Raw genomic sequence first — 18,752 nt, forward strand, 5'->3', positions numbered from 1 at the left:
TAAATCACCTTACTATAACTTTTATTTTACTGGTTGCTTTTCAGCACCAAAGGTACCTTGGAACTTAGTGCCTGTGCCTGGAGTAGTACCTTTACCACCTGTTACAGAAGCATCTTGATAAATACCCCCTAGGAACTGTGCATCATCACCGTAGAAGCCACCAGCAGTATCGATACCGTTTACGTTTCCTGCAAAAGTATTGCCGTTGATGGTCGCTTCAATACCAATCTTATTACCTTCTGGCATATATTTGAAGTCACCGTCAAAGGCAAGCTCACCTTTCACAGATTTATTGACAAAGTCAACATTGAAGTTTGAAGTACCGTTTACTGGTTCAAAACCTGCACCATTTCCTAAGTGGATATTCTCAATGTAGGTGGCGTTGCCTGTATAATTGGCTTTACCGTCATTAACCTTGGCAAGGTCGGCCATTGCCTCTTCGGTCGTTGCATAACCTTGAGCATATACGTTAGCTACACGAGATAAGTCGCCTACGAAACCAGAATTAATCACGCCATAAACATGGCCGACCTGCATCTGGGCATCAAAATCCTTGTATACCGACTTATAGTTAAAGTTAGGGTTTAGTGATCCTTTACCTGCCTCTACTGTGACACTACCAGTACTACCAGATTTACCTAATGACACCTCCAATGGCTTTTGGACTGACTCAGGTTTTACCATATCAGCACGTACTGATAACTTATCAAAGCCAGTGAAGTTATTACCATCTTTGGTATCTACAGGTATTAATGAATCGTCTTTATTAACCAAATCAGCTTGGTTTCCTGACCAGTTAGATTTATCGTTACGAATCTCCACATATCCAATGGCATCCTCTAACACGACATTCGCAATATCAACATTTTTGGCAACGCTACTTAAGGCAGTCGACTGGAATCCTGTTATGTCAGTTTCGGTTGTTCCTGGCAATTCTTTACCTTTTTCAGCACCATAAGTACCTTTACCACCAGCATCCTTATAGATACCACCTAACTCAGCCGCATCTTGGCCAAAGAATCCACCTTGGGTATCTAGGCCATTCCAGTTACCTGAGAACTTATTACCGTTGATTTCAGCTTTGATTTTCTTGTTATCAATATCCGTACCTTTGAATGCTAGAGTACCGTCTAACTGCTGATTTACAAAGTCTACATCAAACTCTGATGTACCCACTACTAACCCTGAGTAATCGGCATTCTTCTGATAGGTGGAAACCCCTGCGTACCCAACTTTACCGCTATCTACGCCCTCACCATTCTGCAGGCCTTGCTGTAAATTATGCTTAGCAAGCTCTTGCATGTACTTCATGTCTTCAGCAGCAGTTGCATTACCTTGCGCATAAACCGTTGATAACTTACCATCTTGAGCAGGCGCTGTACTTGGTATATTTCCATATACATGACCTATCTGCATGTCAGCAAACTTGTTGTATACGGAAGTATATTTAAGTGTTCTACTAGTATTAATTGCATTACCAGTTGTAGTACCTGGAACTTCGGCCTTTCCATTACTATAGACTTTAAATCCTTCGACTTTTTTGCCGTCAGCACTGATATAAGCCTCATCTTTCTCGTTATCCTTCAGAATAACTTTAAACTCGCCTCGGACATAGTCTGTATCAAGATCTTGTGCTTTTATCGTTAAGGTTTCATAGCTACCTTGACTGTCAGCTTTCAGAGCACCATCTTTTCCTTTATATCCAGAAATCTTATTACTCTGAACACCTGTAATTTTGCTATCTACTGCATAGTCTTTATTTTCAGGCGCATCTGGTTTTAGTTTATCAAGCTCTTCTTGTAATGCATCAGCTTGGGCCTGAAGATCTTTATTATCAGCCTTTAAGCTGTCTATTTGTGCCTGTAGATTTTTCTTAGCCTGCGCTAAGTCTTCTTGAAGTTGAGTATTATCGCCTTTTAAGCCATCAACTGTAGCTTGAAGTTCAGTAATATTAGTCTGCGCAGCAGTTAATTGCTCAAGTGCATCATCTTTTTGCTGTTTAGCTTGATTAGCCGCTTCGATTGCTGCATCTAACTCATCTTGCAACTGTTGCAATGCATCACCATTACCTGACCCTGCATTGTCAATTCTTCTTTGCAGGCGCTCAATCTCAGCTTGCTTATCAGCTAATTGCGCTTGTGCTTCCTGAGCTGCTTTTTGTGCTGCTTGTGCTGCAGTATTAGCTTTATCAGCTTGAGCTTGAGCTGCTGCTGCTGCTGCTTGTGCGTCTACGGCTGCTTGTTCTGCTGCAGTTTGCTTGTCAGATTTCGCACCATAAGTACCTTGAGCACCATTACCTTCATACACACCACCTAGGTACTGGGCGTCACCACCGTAGAAACCACCTTCGGTTGCGTAGCCTGCGTTGTCTGCTGCGCCACCTGAAAACTTATTGCCGCTGATGTTCGCTTTAAGATTAATATCACCCGCTTTGGCAAAGCTTAGTTTGCCATCTAGTGCTTTTTTCACAAAGTCTGCGGTAAATACAGATGAACCAAATTCAATGGCGTTACTAAGACCTAACTTACGATGGGTCGCATCACCGGTATAACCTACTGTACCTTCGGTTGGCATGTTCTCAGCTTTGGTCGCGTTACCAATAACCGCTGCACCATTTACTGGCAATTCAAGACCACTAAACACCGCTTTACCATCAATGTGGCCAATGCGCATGTCATCGCCAAAGTCCTTATACGTTGAGGTGTAAGTTAGTGGTAGCTCTTGACCTAACGCACCAACAACGGCGCTGTCTTCATGAGACTTAAAGCCATTGGTTCCAGCAATATCTGCATCATTATCACCTGAAATGGTCACTGGTACTTGACCTAATAGTCCAGGTTTATCAGGAGTAGCTGGGTCTTGTGAAGCCAGATCAGCTCGGGCAACAACGCTAGTGCTATCTGCTTCAAAGTCGCGTGTGGTTGTTTTAAAGACTTTACCAAGTGGTACAACGTCTACGTTTAAGGTCTGTACACCACTCTTCGCTGATTCAGGGGCATTCTTAATTTGTGCCGCTGCTAATGCATCTTGGGCATCTTTTGCTGCTTGGTTAGCCGCTGCTATTTGAGCCTCAGCAGCTGCTTTAGCATTGTCTTCAGCATCTTTAGCAGTTTGTAACTCGCTTTCTAGTATTACCTTATCTTCTTGAGCGGCTTTTAGTTGCTCTTTAAGCTCCTCAATATTAACGTTTCCGCCTGGGCCGCTATTTTCCAGCTCGTCTTGAAGCTGCTTAATTTTATCTTGAGCAGCTTTTAATTTTTGCTCAGCTTCTGCTGCTGCGGTTTTGGCATCATTAGCCTGTTGTTGGGCAGTCTCTGCATCTTGTTTTGCTTTTACAGCATCTTGCTGTGCTTTAACGGCTTCTGCTTCTGCTTTGTCTGCACGGTCTTTAGCATCTTGAACCGCAATGTCAGCATCTGCTTTAGCTTTATCAGCGTCTGCTTTAGCTTTGTCTGCTGCTGCTTGTGCGGTAACCGCTTCTTGCTTCGCAGCCGCTTCTGCCGCTTTGGCTGCGTCTACTTGCTTTTGAGCTTCAGCTTTCGCGTCACCAATAGCTTTGTCTGCTGCTGCTTGAGCCGCTACTAGAGCTTCTTTAGCCGCGTTTTCTGCAGCTTTAGCAGTCTCGGCTGCTGTCTTAGCTGCCGCTTCTGCAGCTTCTGCAGCCTCTTGTGCTTTCTCTGCTGCATCTGCACGTTCTAATGCTGCCGCTAGTAGATCTTCACCACTACCCGCATTTGCTAAGGCGTCTTGAGCTTTCTCTAATGCTGCTTGTGCTTTCGCTGCATCCGCTTTCGCTTTCTCTGCTGCTGCCTGTGCTGCTTGCGCTTTTGCTTGTTCTGTTGCTATTGCTTTTTGTGCTGCATCTGCTGCTGCTTGTGCGTCTACGGCTGCTTGTTCTGCTGCAGTTTGCTTGTCAGATTTCGCACCATAAGTACCTTGAGCACCATTACCTTCATACACACCACCTAGGTACTGGGCGTCACCACCGTAGAAACCACCTTCGGTTGCGTAGCCTGCGTTGTCTGCTGCGCCACCTGAAAACTTATTGCCGCTGATGTTCGCTTTAAGATTAATATCACCCGCTTTGGCAAAGCTTAGTTTGCCATCTAGTGCTTTTTTCACAAAGTCTGCGGTAAATACAGATGAACCAAATTCAATGGCGTTACTAAGACCTAACTTACGATGGGTCGCATCACCGGTATAACCTACTGTACCTTCGGTTGGCATGTTCTCAGCTTTGGTCGCGTTACCAATAACCGCTGCACCATTTACTGGCAATTCAAGACCACTAAACACCGCTTTACCATCAATGTGGCCAATGCGCATGTCATCGCCAAAGTCCTTATACGTTGAGGTGTAAGTTAGTGGTAGCTCTTGACCTAACGCACCAACAACGGCGCTGTCTTCATGAGACTTAAAGCCATTGGTTCCAGCAATATCTGCATCATTATCACCTGAAATGGTCACTGGTACTTGACCTAATAGTCCAGGTTTATCAGGAGTAGCTGGGTCTTGTGAAGCCAGATCAGCTCGGGCAACAACGCTAGTGCTATCTGCTTCAAAGTCGCGTGTGGTTGTTTTAAAGACTTTACCAAGTGGTACAACGTCTACGTTTAAGGTCTGTACACCACTCTTCGCTGATTCAGGGGCGTTCTTAATCTCTGCCGCTGCTGCTGCATTGTTTGCTGCTTGTAGTGCTGCTTGAGCATCTTCAACTTGCTTCTGTGCCGCTGCGATTGCTGCTGCTGAAGCTTGTTGTGCTTGGGCTGCTGACTCATTGGCTGCTTCTAGAGCCGCTTGTCTACGATCCACTTCTGCTTGGAGCGCTTCTGTGTTACCGCCGCCACTTGCTAGGGCATCAGCTAAGGCTTGCTCTGCTGCTTCTAGATCTTTTTGAGCTTGCGCTAACTCTGATTTAGCCGTCTCTGCTTCTTTCTGAGCAGCTTCCGCTTTGGCTTTCTCTGATGCTGCTAGATTGTTGGCGGCATCGGCGTCAGCTTTAGCTTTAACGGCTTCTGCTTCTGCTTTTTCTTTCTGTTTGTTCGCTTCAGCAACTAAAACACCTGCATCTGTCTTCGCTTTTTCAGCGGCAACATTGGCTGCATCAGCATCTGCTTTCGCGATCTTAGCTGCTTCGTTAGCAGCTTCTGCTTCTGCTTTAGCTTCAGCAACTAACTGTTCAGCTTTTGCTTTAGCCTCACCCACTGCTTTATCGGCTGCGGCTTGAGCCGCTGCTTGTGCACTTTCTGCAGCAGCTTTCGCTTCTTCAGCTGCCTTTTGTGCTGCTTGTGCTTTGGTTGCTAACTCTTCGGCTGCAGCTTGTGCCGCTTCGGCTGCATCTGCACGTTCTAATGCTGCCGCTAGTAGATCTTCACCACTACCCGCATTTGCTAAGGCGTCTTGAGCTTTCTCTAATGCTGCTTGTGCTTTCGCTGCATCCGCTTTCGCTTTCTCTGCTGCTGCCTGTGCTGCTTGCGCTTTTGCTTGTTCTGTTGCTATTGCTTTTTGTGCTGCATCTGCTGCTGCTTGTGCGTCTACGGCTGCTTGTTCTGCTGCAGTTTGCTTGTCAGATTTCGCACCATAAGTACCTTGAGCACCATTACCTTCATACACACCACCTAGGTACTGGGCGTCACCACCGTAGAAACCACCTTCGGTTGCGTAGCCTGCGTTGTCTGCTGCGCCACCTGAAAACTTATTGCCGCTGATGTTCGCTTTAAGATTAATATCACCCGCTTTGGCAAAGCTTAGTTTGCCATCTAGTGCTTTTTTCACAAAGTCTGCGGTAAATACAGATGAACCAAATTCAATGGCGTTACTAAGACCTAACTTACGATGGGTCGCATCACCGGTATAACCTACTGTACCTTCGGTTGGCATGTTCTCAGCTTTGGTCGCGTTACCAATAACCGCTGCACCATTTACTGGCAATTCAAGACCACTAAACACCGCTTTACCATCAATGTGGCCAATGCGCATGTCATCGCCAAAGTCCTTATACGTTGAGGTGTAAGTTAGTGGTAGCTCTTGACCTAACGCACCAACAACGGCGCTGTCTTCATGAGACTTAAAGCCATTGGTTCCAGCAATATCTGCATCATTATCACCTGAAATGGTCACTGGTACTTGACCTAATAGTCCAGGTTTATCAGGAGTAGCTGGGTCTTGTGAAGCCAGATCAGCTCGGGCAACAACGCTAGTGCTATCTGCTTCAAAGTCGCGTGTGGTTGTTTTAAAGACTTTACCAAGTGGTACAACGTCTACGTTTAAGGTCTGTACACCACTCTTCGCTGATTCAGGGGCATTCTTAATCTGGGCATTATCTTTGGCATTTTGTGCAGCATCTATAATATCCTGAGCAGCTTTTTGTTTAGCTTCAGCTGCGGCAATAGCCTGTTGAGCCGCTTTTTCTTTAGCCACCGCTGCCTTAGCAGCCTCTTCAGCTGCTGCTGCTTTAGCTTCCGCGATGGCCTCTAATTGTTCTGAATTACCACTGCCACCAGCATTTTGTGCCTCTTCTAACTCCTGTTTTAACTTTTCAGCTTCTGCTTTTGCGGCAGCAGCTTCCTGTTGAGCTTTTTGGGCTTCTGCTCTTGCATCATCTAAATCTTTTAAAGCCTGCTGCAGCTCTGCATCAGTTGCTTCACCGCCGGTTCCATTACCGGTTTCACCACCGGTTCCATTACCGGTTTCACCACCGGTTCCATTACCGGTTTCGCCACCGTTTCCATTACCGTTTTCGCCACCGTTTCCATTACCGGTTTCGCCACCGTTTCCATTACCGGTTTCGCTACCGTTTCCATTACCGGTTTCGCCACCGTTTCCATTACCGGTTTCGCCACCGTTTCCATTACCGGTTCCAGGATTAGAAGGAATATCTGAAGGCGCTGTATAATAGGAAGTAGAACTACCATCAGAACCACAAGAAGCTAATATTAGTGTAGTTAGAATAACCACACTGGCTTTTAAAGGTGTTTTTAACTTTTTTGAAGTATATAGATTTTTTGCAGTAGAAATAGCTGAGCTGTTTGATATTGAATGACTGATAGGTGACATTCGTCTTCCTCCATGAAGATTATGAGGTTTTCCATAATTGATATTCTCACTTGTTTATATAGTACAATGTAGCTAATAATAAGGTACATATGTTTACTGAATTTAAACAAGCACTTTAGTTAGATTACAATAGTGACCTAAAAAAAACAAACAAAAAAAGTATCTAACGATACTTTTTTTTGTTTCAAATAGTTAATGTAGGCTAAACTTACTACTTACTGTTTAGTTGCGCCAAAAGTACCTTGGAATTTGGTTCCAGTACCTGGAGTCGTACCTTTACCGCCCTCCACTGAAGCGTCTTGATAAATACCACCTAAGAACTTAGCATCTTCACCATAGAAACCACCTGCGGTATCAATCCCATTTGCCTTTCCTGCAAAGGTATTACCGTCAATGGTCGCTTCAATGTCAATCTTATTACCTGCTGGCATATATTTAAAGTCACCGTCAAAGGCAAGCTCACCTTTCACTAAGTTATTGACAAAGTCGACATTAAAGCTTGATGACCCATTAACTGGCTCAAATGCTCCGGTATCACCTAAGTGAATGTTCTCAATATAAGTGGCATTACCTGTATATGACGCTTTACCATCGTTAACTTGCTTTAAGTAGTCGATGTCTGCTTGATTCGTTAAATGACCTTGGACATAAACGTTGGCAACGCGAGAAACTTCTCCAACGACGCTCGAATTAATAATGCCATAAACATGCCCCACTTGCATTTGCGAATCAAAGTTTTGATACACAGCCTTATAGTTAAAATCAGGATTCAAGAAACTTCCTAATCCCGCATCAACTTTAACCGTTCCACTATCTGCTTGTAGATTTACTGCGATTGGCGCTTTAACACTGGCTGGCTGTACCATATCACCACGGACAACACCTTTATCAAAGGCAGTGAAGTTATCACCCTCACGATTATCTAGAGGTACCTCTGACTCTACACCATCAGCACTTGTAACGAACTCAGTTTCAGTGAAACTTGAAGCGTCATCACGAATAGCTACATAACCAATAGCATCCTCAAATTTTTTGAAAGTAGATGAGTTAGCTTTAAGGCTACTAAATGCACTAGATTGGAAGCCTGTCATTTCACTATCAGGGGCAACGTCTGGGTTAACGGGTACTGGTGTCGGCTCTGGCGTTGGCTCAGGTGTAGGCTCAGGTGTAGGCTCAGGTGTAGGCTCAGGTGTCGGCTCAGGTGTCGGCTCAGGTGTCGGCTCTGGCGTTGGCTCTGGCGTTGGCGTTGGTGTAGGCGTTGGCGTTGGCGTTGGTGTAGGCGTAGGCGTAGGCGTTGGCGTTGGCGTTGGCGTTGGCGTTGGTGTAGGCGTTGGCGTTGGCGTTGGTGTAGGCGTTGGCGTAGGCGTTGGCGTTGGTGTAGGCGTTGGCGTTGGTGTAGGCGTTGGCGTTGGTGTAGGCGTTGGCGTTGGCGTTGGCGTTGGCGTTGGCGTACCTGGGCTACTAGGAACCTCAGAAGGAGAGGTATAATAAGAGGTTGAGCTACTGTCTAGTCCACAGGAAGCCAGAATAACTGTGGTTAGTAAAAAAACACTCGCTTTAAGCGGTGTTTGTAGTTTTTTTGCCGTGGTGCTGTTCAGCACAGAATAATTCATTGGTGACATTCATCTTCCTCCATGAAGATTAGGTATAATCCACTATTTCGTTTGGTTCAAATAAATCGAAATGAAATACTAACTTCGTTTATTTCTACCTTTTATATTAGACAGACTTAATACCACAAGTCAATTATTTTTAGAATAGGTAATCTGTACAACTAAAATAAGTTGAATTAAATAACATGCTTTATTGTGGCTTAAGGCTTGTGCATTAAGGGATAGCGTTCCTTTATTAAGCGGATACTTAATAAATAATAAATTGTAAGCAAATAAAAAAGCAGCCCCATCAGAGCTGCTTTTTTTTATAAAAGATAATAAGTTTTGTGGTTATTTGTCCTGATAAGACAGTTTAACGCCTACAATGTACCCATCATTATCTTTAAAGTTTGAAACAACCTCACGACTTGGTAATGATCCTTTTGCGTCTCCAAACCATAAATACTTACCACCAGCCGATACAGCCCAATTTTTGGTTAAGTCATATTTGGCACCAAGCCCCACACTATAATAACCCTCAATAGGGCCTAATGAAGAAGTTGGGTCACCAGCGCCACTGTCCCAACCGACTGAACCAGATACAGCTAAGTTATCAGCCAGCCGTTTACCTAAGCCTAATTCTACTTGCCATTGATCGTCACTATAATTAACTAAAGGTAAATTGGACGCTTTATTATAAAGTGGTGGCACAATAGAGAAGTCGCTCCATGGCACATAACGGATCTTAGCTGTGGCTAATGTGGTGGGGTTAATACCTGTCTGGAAATCAAAGTTGAAAGAGTCAGGTGTCTTTACTTTAAAATTACTAAAAGCTTCTGGATTTTGACCTACAATAGCCAATGCTGGGAAACTTTCGGCGACCGTTAATGAGTGTTCGATTTCAGATCGATATGTCAATGCCGCTTTCAGAGCAATTTCTGGCTTACTATAAGAAACCCCTATTAAATAACCATAGTCAATATCAGGAGAAATATGGGCAGTATAACCAGCAGCTTGCTTGTAAGCATCGCCTTTTAATCTAACATCAGCTTTAAGGCGTTGCGCTACAGGACCACCATAAACCTGAAATTCATTATTAGCACCAAATTTTGCCCCGCCAATTACAGATAGATTATTAGAACGAACTTCTACATTTGTGGCTCCATCAATACTTAATAGATTAGCAACTGCATCTCTAGCATTTTCAGATGTGGCAGCATCTGATTTATTAGATTGTAGAAGTTGTTGTGCAGTAGCAAGTACTTCTGGACTTAGGGATTGACCTATAGCACCTAATGTGGCCTCTGTGTTAGTTAGTGTCTCATTAGTTTGATTTATGATGCCGTTGTACTTCTCTAAAGAAGGTGCCGCAGCTAATTCTTTATAACTATCGAGGGTACTATTTAGACCCGCTAGAGCAGTATTATATACTACGGCATCCAAACCTTGTGGATTCTGGCTGGATTGTAAGCCCTGAACGGTCTCAATTTTATTTTCTGTATTAGCAATGGCCTGCTGAGCAATTTTCTGAATAGCCCCTGCCCCAGTCATATTTGCTACACCAGTAAAATTATTATCGCCTCTATATTTAGCCGATGCCCCCCAAGGCTCATCATAAAGCACACCCACACTGAATCTATCATTCACATCGGTCTTTACACCATAGCGAAAAAAGTCATAGCCTTCCGCTATATCTCCAGTTTTATTACCTGAATTATCCACACCTGAAACATCAGCATCTACATAGGTATAAACCGCTTCAGCGTAAGTACCGTCTTGAAGAAAAGCGGTAACATCTTGCCCTGAGCGATCAAGGCCGGCAGCGTGTGTTAAAGAAGCTAGGGGTAATGTTAAAAGAGCAAGCGTCAGCTTAGAGATAGGGAATTTGTGTAACATATTGGGAATTCTCCATGAAAGTTATTGGCTCTATGCTATCTGTTTATAAAATAGCGATGAGAGTCGCAGGCAATCCTGTGCCAAATGTGTATATATTATTAACATACTGATAAAAAATATTCAATATATGTAAAAATACGTAATTCTTGTAATAAGGATAGTGAAAATAAGTATTTATAGCAACACTTGTTTTAGTAATTTATCAAAAAACATAAAAAAGCAGCCTAAGGCTGCTTTTTTATGGCTTATCTAAGCAAAGCTGGCTGCTTAGAAATAGGACGTTTTACTATAAATATTATTTATCTTGATAAGACAGTTTTACACCCAAGATAAAGCCATCATTGTCTTTAAAATCACTTACGATATTGCCATTTGGAATCTGACCTTTGGCATCACCAAACCATAGGTATTTACCACCGGCTGAAATGGCCCAGTTTTCATCAAGATTATATTTAGCACCAGCACCTACGCTATAGTAGCCCTCAATAGGACCTAAAGAAGTGGTAGGATCACCAGAGCCGCTGTCCCATCCAATAGTTCCTGAAATGGCTAGATTGGGTTGTAGACGTTTTGCTAAGCCTAATTCAACAACCCACTGGTCATCATCATAATCCACTAGATTTAAACCCTTAGGTCCATAATCAAACTGTGATGCGGCGTTATACAAAGGAGGTGTAATTTTGAAGTCACCCCAAGGCACCCAGCGCACTTTGGCTGTTGCTAGTGTTGTTGGGTTAATACCGGTTTGGAAATCAAAGTTCACAGACTCAGGAGTGGTGATTTCCATTTTATTAGCCTGATTTGGTGGCACGCCACGCAAGGCCGCTAAAGGTAAATACTCACTAGCTGTCACCTCATGATCAATCTCTGAGCGATAGGTTAAAGATGCTTTTAATGCAATCTCAGGCTTACTATATTGCAGACCTGCGATCCAACCATAGTCAATATCTGGATTAACATTTAAATCGTAGCCCGTTGCGGTTTCATAAGCATTACCACGTAATTTTACTTTGGCTTTTAAGCGCTGGGCAACCGGACCACCATAGATCTGGTAATTGTTATTTTGACCGAACTTCATGCCTAATAAACCGGTTAAGCTTTCAGAGCGCACCTCAACTTCTGTCGCCTCTGTGTTCGCAAGAGCGGTATCTAATACCCCTTCTAAGCCTCTCAAGCGTTGATAGTTTGCTTGTCCTTCTGCAAGCGCCTGCTCACTTTCAGTAACCAGCTGCTGAAAAGCGGCAAAACTATCTATATCTGGTCGACCTAATTGTGCTGCTGTCTGTGCCACTTGTTGATCAATCGCTGCTATCGGCGCGCCACTTGCAATGGCCGCGTCAAGTTGCTGCTCAAAGCCTTGCAAAGTTGCTAGCTGCTGTTGACCTGCTGCCAATCTATCCGGTGTTGCATTTACAAAGTTTTTGAACTGCTCAACGTTGTTAACGCCTATATTATCAGCTTCAGGTGCACCATTACCTAAACGTGATGAGATAAGGCTATCTGCTACTCGACTTGGTGAGCCCACAAAGTCATTATTACCATGGTAATCAGCAGCTGCGCCCCAAGGCTCGTCATATAACACACCAATACTGAATTTATTATCTATATCTGTTTTTACACCATAACGGAAGAAGTCATAATCCTCAGCAATATCTTTTACTTTATTGCCTGCAGCATCACGGCCGGTCACATCGGCATCGATGTAAGTATAAACAGCTTCTGCATAGGTGCCATCTTGGAAAAACGCAGTGGTATCTTGACCTGAACGATCAAGGCCTGCTGCTTGAGCAACGCTTGCAACTGAGAAAGCCGCTATGGCAGTAACGAGGGGTTTAATAGTAAAGGATGAGCGCATTTATTTCTCCAAAAATTCCATTTATAGGATGGGCACTTGAGCTTTATGATTAGGCTTCTCATTAAATATGAGGTCATAAAACAGGGATGGACACTGACTATCGTTGGGTTACTTATTACCTACCGAACAATCAGTTATCGGCAATACTACTTAACTAAGAAATGAATTGCAACACTTTGATATATTTATACTTATTGTTTTAACAATTTTTTGGAGACCCTAAAGGAAATAAATTTTTGGTGTTTATGGTGTTATTTTTTTGAGACAAACCGGTTTTATAAGGCTTAAGACAAGGCCGTAGCGGTGCAATAAAAGCCATGCAAAAAGGTCATTATCTTTATTATGACCAGTGAGTCTTTAATATTTTTTAGGAGGGTTTAATAGTGGGGCGGAACTTCAGAGGCAGCATCAAAGGGAGCAATGCCTGAATCGATCTGACGGCTGAGCTGTGCATAGACCAATTGCAACTGACGCTGCATGTCTTGTAGCTGCTTATCTTGCTTAGTCACCACTGTATCTAAGCTATCTATGGTCAACTCCATATAAGCCACGTGAGACTGTAAGTCAGCTATCTGCTGCTGTAGGCTTTGATAAATGGGATCGGTCTGAACAACATTAGGCTTTGACATGGTAATGGCTTTTTTTGTGAATCAATTGTTTAGAAGTTAACAAATGGGTATAGAGACAAGGGCGAAGTCAATTAATCTCAAGCGGCAGTATTGACAGGTTATGATTTGTTGCCTGCATGATATACTGTGCTTAATTTTAGCATGTAGCACACGGTGATAATACAGTTATGGCACTTATTAATTTAAAAAACATCCACTTAGCCTTCGGCGTCGCGCCCATTCTTGATGGCATCGACTTAAGCATTGAGGCGGGTGAGCGCGTCTGTTTGATTGGCCGTAATGGCGAGGGAAAGTCTACTTTATTTAAGCTCATCGATGGACGCATTGTTCCTGACAGTGGTGAGGTGGTTATTAACAGCAGCGTCAAGGTGGCAATGCTTGAGCAAGACGTGCCCGAAACCAGTGGGCGCATTTTAGACATTGTTATGGGCGGCGACAAAAAAACCGCAGAGCTGCTCATTGCTTATAACCAAAAGGCCGATGCTTGCGCGTCAGGGGACATGACAGCATGTGAGGCTATGTCAGACTTGCAGCATGATATTGATGCGGCACATGGTTGGGATTTAGAGCGTGAAGCACGCCAAATCATTACCACTATGGGGCTAGATCCTGAAGATGACTTATCCTCCTTATCAGGCGGCCGTAAACGCCGTGTACTTCTTGCCCGCTCTTTGGTGACTAAGCCGGATATTTTGCTACTTGATGAGCCAACCAACCACTTAGATGTGGCCAGTATCGAATGGCTAGAACAGTTCTTAAAAGACTGGCAAGGTCTTACCCTGCTTTTTGTCACCCACGATAGGGCTTTTGTTGATAAGTTAGCGACTCGTATTATTGAGTTAGACCGCGGCAAGCTCAGCAGCTATGACGTGACCCAAGGCGCTGGCGGTTACGCACGCTATCAAGAGCTAAAAGAGCAGCAATTGATCGCCGAAGAGAAAAACAATGCCAATTTCGATAAAAAACTCGCTCAAGAAGAGGTATGGATTCGCCAAGGCATTAAAGCACGCCGTACCCGTAATGAAGGCCGTGTACGTGAGCTAAAACAGTTGCGAGAAGAGCGCAAACAACGCCGTGAACAAGTAGGCAATGTCAACATCACCATGACCAGCGGCGATAAGAGCGGGAAGCTTGTGTGTAAAGTGAAAGACCTACATCTTGAATATGATGGTAATGTATTGGTCGATAACTTTACCACCACAATCGTGCGTGGTGACAAAATCGGTATTATTGGACCAAATGGCGCGGGTAAAACTACCCTGATTAAAGCCATCTTAGATATGTCTGATGATGAGGTTATCCAAACTGGTAGCGTAACTTTGGGCACCAATTTACAGATTGCTTTTTTCGATCAGTTGCGTGATCAATTAGATCTTGAGGCCAGTGTGGCTCAAAACGTCTCTGAAGGTTCAGACTTCATTGAAGTCGGTGGCAAAAAAACCCATATTATGAGCTACTTACAAGATTTCTTATTTGCACCAGAGCGGGCACGTACCCCCGTAAAAGCCTTGTCGGGTGGTGAGCGTAACCGCGTGCTTCTGGCCAAGCAGCTGTTAAAGCCTGCCAACATTCTGGTGCTTGATGAGCCGACCAACGACTTGGATATGGCCACCCTTGAGTTATTAGAAGAATCGGTTGCCAGCTTCAATGGCACTATCCTTCTTATCAGCCATGACCGTGCTTTTATGGATAACGTGGTGACCTCTACTTGGGTCTTTGATAAGGACGAAGCAGGCAAAGGCATCGTTAAAGAATACGTCGGCGGCTATCAAGATTACTTGGTTCAAAAACAGCGCGAAGACAGCTTTGCCAGCAAAAACCCGAGCGCTAAAGTCGAGGCCGAAAAAAAACCTGTTAAAGTGGCACAGCCTACATCTAATAATACTGATGACAAAGCGACAACAGCCCCCAAACGTAAGCTTAGCTATAATGAGCAGCGTGAACTTGACGCCTTACCCAAGCAAATTGCTGAGCTTGAAAAAGAGCAAAATCAGCTGCAACAAAAATTGGCCGACGGCTCGTGGTTTACCACGGACTTAGAAGCTGCCACTGCTGCCAGTGAAAGACTGTCAGAGATCGATGAAGCGCTCATGGCCAAATTAGAGCGCTGGGATGAGCTAGACAGCTAACTGCCGCAAGCTCATTGTCCGCAAAGCAAGTCCTTAATGAGTTAATATGACTGATTCCAATACCCCCACTCCCAATCCAAAAAAACAGGAGTCTAATAAGATTCCTGTTGTTACTTCTGTGCAGCAGTTTGACCCCAAACAAAGCGCGCACGCCTCGCCTGCTGAGACCTCTGTGGCTCAATCTGTTAACAGCTCGGTTAACCAGACCAGTGACAAGGCCGCAGGATCAAAGGCGCTGCCTATTCCTGCTGGGATGCCAAGCATTACTGATAACCATAAGCAGGCACATATAGCAGATAAGAAGCCTTTTAAGTGGCAGTTTTTATTGCCTCAGTACTGGCTGATCTGGCTCATGCTGGCTTTATTTTTGTTGCTGATGTATCTGCCTCTACGCTATCAATTTTGGATAGGTCGTAAGCTGGGTATCATCCTCTATCATCTGCTACAAGGTCGACGTAGGGATACCTTGGTGAACTTAAGATTGGCCTTTCCTGAAAAAATGGAGGCTGAGCGTGAACGTATGGCAAAGCAGGTCTTCGTCAATCAAGGCATTGGTATCTTCGAAACCTTGTGTGCTTGGCTGCGCCCGAATGTGTTTATGCGTACCTTTTCTATTTCAGGGCTTCAGCACTTAGTGCAAGCTCAGCAGCAAGGTAGAGCGGTGTTGTTATTAGGCGCTCACTATACCATGTTGGATTTGGGTGGCCGTTTGTTTACGCAGTTTGCTGCCACTGACTGTGTGTATCGTCCACAAAACAATCCACTGCTTGACTGGTTCATTTATAATGGTCGCCGCAATATTTTTGATGAGCAGATTGATCACAGCGATATGCGCAAACTGGTAAACCGTATTAAGCTTGGTAAAATTATCTGGTACTCCCCTGATCAAGATTACGGTTTAAAGCATGGGGTTATGGCACCCTTTTTTGGCGTACCTGCTGCCACCGTTACTGCGCCTAGACGACTGGCAAAACTGGGCAAGAAGTCTACTCCCCCAGCGGTCATGGCTTTACATACTTACCGTCAGACGCCAGATAATATGCCAAAAGGTAAGCGTCCGCATTACCACCTTACTATTACACCGATAATAGACGGCTATCCCTCAGCTGATGAAGTCGCTGATGCTACTCGTATCAATGAGGTATTAGAGAGTCTTATTCGTATTGACCCCACCCAGTGGATGTGGTTTCACAAGCGTTATAAAAATACGCCTAATGGCCGCAGTGACTACTATCGTTGATTGACACCGATTCATTCAGTCAGACATCTAAGTAAAAAGACGCCCCTTTGAAAGAGGCGTCTTTTTTGGTCAAGAAGCTATTGATTAAATAATAACCGCACTGGCCAACACATCGTCAACCGTTGAATTTAATACGGTTAAGTAGTCATTAGCATTTAAGGCCACTAAAACATCAGCCTTAGACTGAATGGTGTGACTGGCCAGACTGGTTAAATCATTAAATAACGATGAGGAGAATTCAATAATATCGTGATAGCCAATGTCGTTATTAAAGTCAAGGATAGTATCTGAGCCTGCGTTATTATTAACAACAAAGGTGTCATTGCCGATACCACCAATCAACCAATCATTGCCCGCACCCCCATCTAAGCGGTCATCACCTTCTGCACCGTACAGCTTGTCATTACCACCAAGACCATACAGCACATCATTGCCTTCACCACCATGTAAGGTGTTATTACCTTTGGTACCTTGAATGGTATCATCACCATCACGACCGAAAACGATATTACCACTTAAATTATCATCTGCATCACTGCCTTCGGTGTGGATGCCATACTCTTTGCCTTTGCTGAACCATTTAATTACTGGACGGTTCTCAATCAGACCTGTGCTACCAATATCATAGTTGTTTAGGTGGCTTGCCAATTCACCATTGAAGCTGACTGATTCAACATTATTGGCCTCAACCAAATTGGTGCCTTTTTTATCTAAGAAAAATAAGGTGTCATCGGCCATCTTAAAGACATCCCAGTCGCCACTTCTACCTTCGATGCGTATTTGGTCATGACCCTCATTGCCATCAACATGATCAACGCCTGTACCTGCTTTGATAATATCATCACCCAAACCTGCGTCGATATAATCAAAGTTTTTGCCACCAGCGATTAAATCATTGTGTTCGCTACCCACAATAAAGGCGGCGCTGCCATAATGGCTTGAGGTGTGCGACTTGTCATCTTGCACCCATGTTGTCGCTCGGCTTACGGCGGTTAAATCTGCCACTATAACGGTGCTGTCTTGCTTGGTATATTCATAGAAAGTAGAGTTGCTAATGCGGCTGATGGCATCTGTGGTAATACCATTAATGTGCGCATACCAGCCAGTAGGGATATTTAATAGTGAAAATAAGCTCACATCCCAAATAGGAGATGCATATACATCATTGAATAACACCACGTTATCAGTTGAGCCATCAAAATCTTTATCTGGGTTGACCAATCCAAAATCTGCTGCCTTGATAGCATCAATAATACTAGACTCGCTGCCAGTAATACGATGTACCACATCGTTCTCATAACCAAAGTTTAAAATAACGTCGGAGTTTTCATAAATGGTAGGTACGGCAAAGGCCATATAGTCAGCATCTTCAAAAAAACCATCTGCCAAATTTTCACGCTCAGCGGCGATCATATTAGTTACAGCAGCGCCTGCACTATATCCACTAATAAGGACATCGCTACCGTCTAAACCATTGGCAACAGCAAAGTCTTTAACGATAGTTAAAATAGGCTCTAATAAAGTGATGCCTTTACGGCTATTAAAATCCAGATAGTCTAAGACATCGATGAGATTATTGGTGCCCGAAATGTTGAGGTTAATGCCTATCAGTTTGCCGGCATTGTCATATTGGCCGAAGATAAGCGCTTGCGGGCCACCCACAGTCTTGCCACTGAACAGGCTATCTATTTGAAAGTAGCCTTCCTTATCTACTAAAGAATCACTGACACCTAAGTCGCTAGGCGTAAGCTGCGCCCAACCATCAGGAATACCCACTTTAGTCTCATTGGGGAACAAATCACCGGTCAGTTTACCAACAACATTTAGCGCATCAGCGCCTGGGATAAAGCCAAAAAAGCTGACTGCATTGGTATAGGCTGAGAGACGACTGGCATCGTCTACTAATTTGGCGGCCTCTTCACTTGAGTAGTTTTTATAGTCGAACATTCCCATACACGTTATATCCTTATATTGTGTAGTAAATCCATTTTACTGGGTTAAGTTGAGACCTGACTATAAAACACTAATGCAAGTCTTAATATAGCGGAATGTAAACCAATGAGTTCATTTTTTCTACAAAGTGTTGCCCATATTAAATTATTTTTTAATACCTTACTTTAATACCTTGCTTCAATTAAATAAAAATAATTAACACAATAAAATCAAATACTTAATAAAAAATTAGTTTATATTAAATAAAATAAAGCTTAAGTTATCAAGCAGATACAGCCCCTTGATAGTCACGCTATTAACGCAGTCATTAAGACGGCAAGCTAAGACAAAAAACTTGCGTAAACCTGCTATTGTAGTTTGTTTCGCTGTCCTTTTATGCTAATGCCTAAGGCCAATAGGCTA

At 43.7% G+C, this 18,752-nt stretch carries 8 protein-coding genes; 2 read left to right on the forward strand and 6 right to left on the reverse strand.

The features are described 5' to 3' along the window. Nucleotides 1–21: 21 nt before the first annotated feature. The 5 genes from MN210_RS10610 to MN210_RS10630 form a co-directional block, all read right to left on the reverse strand. Complete coding sequence (locus tag MN210_RS10610; RefSeq protein ID WP_338412190.1) at nt 22–7,056, reverse strand: transferrin-binding protein-like solute binding protein; 7,035 nt, start codon at nt 7,054–7,056, stop codon at nt 22–24. A 215-nt stretch (nt 7,057–7,271) separates the two neighbouring features. Continuing rightward, a complete protein-coding gene (locus MN210_RS10615; protein WP_338412191.1) occupies nt 7,272–8,678 on the reverse strand; it encodes a transferrin-binding protein-like solute binding protein in 1,407 nt (468 codons plus the stop codon). Nucleotides 8,679–8,999: 321 nt separating this feature from the next. Next, the gene (locus tag MN210_RS10620; protein ID WP_338412192.1) at nt 9,000–10,544 is read right to left on the reverse strand and encodes a hypothetical protein; all 1,545 of its coding nucleotides are present in this window, start codon (nt 10,542–10,544) and stop codon (nt 9,000–9,002) included. A 295-nt stretch (nt 10,545–10,839) separates the two neighbouring features. Next, nucleotides 10,840–12,399, reverse strand: a complete 1,560-nt coding sequence (locus MN210_RS10625) for an outer membrane protein transport protein (protein WP_110816949.1) — start codon at nt 12,397–12,399, stop codon at nt 10,840–10,842. Between the two features lie 377 nt (nt 12,400–12,776). Continuing rightward, a complete protein-coding gene (locus MN210_RS10630; protein ID WP_011961163.1) occupies nt 12,777–13,028 on the reverse strand; it encodes a SlyX family protein in 252 nt (83 codons plus the stop codon). Nucleotides 13,029–13,195: 167 nt separating this feature from the next. Here MN210_RS10630 and MN210_RS10635 point away from each other — a divergent pair, with 167 nt between their 5' ends. Together MN210_RS10635 and MN210_RS10640 are read left to right on the forward strand one after the other, a co-directional pair. Beyond that, a complete protein-coding gene (locus tag MN210_RS10635) occupies nt 13,196–15,157 on the forward strand; it encodes an ATP-binding cassette domain-containing protein (RefSeq protein ID WP_110816950.1) in 1,962 nt (653 codons plus the stop codon). Nucleotides 15,158–15,410: 253 nt separating this feature from the next. Beyond that, nucleotides 15,411–16,397 (forward strand): LpxL/LpxP family acyltransferase, encoded by a 987-nt coding sequence (locus tag MN210_RS10640; RefSeq protein WP_049751110.1) that lies wholly within the window; start codon nt 15,411–15,413, stop codon nt 16,395–16,397. Nucleotides 16,398–16,481: 84 nt separating this feature from the next. Here the strand turns inward: MN210_RS10640 and MN210_RS10645 are convergent, their stop codons facing one another. Next, a complete protein-coding gene (locus MN210_RS10645) occupies nt 16,482–18,350 on the reverse strand; it encodes a calcium-binding protein (RefSeq protein WP_338412193.1) in 1,869 nt (622 codons plus the stop codon). Between the last annotated feature and the right edge of the window lie 402 nt (nt 18,351–18,752).

It is taken from the genome of Psychrobacter raelei, assembly GCF_022631235.3.
Lineage (GTDB): Bacteria > Pseudomonadota > Gammaproteobacteria > Pseudomonadales > Moraxellaceae > Psychrobacter > Psychrobacter raelei.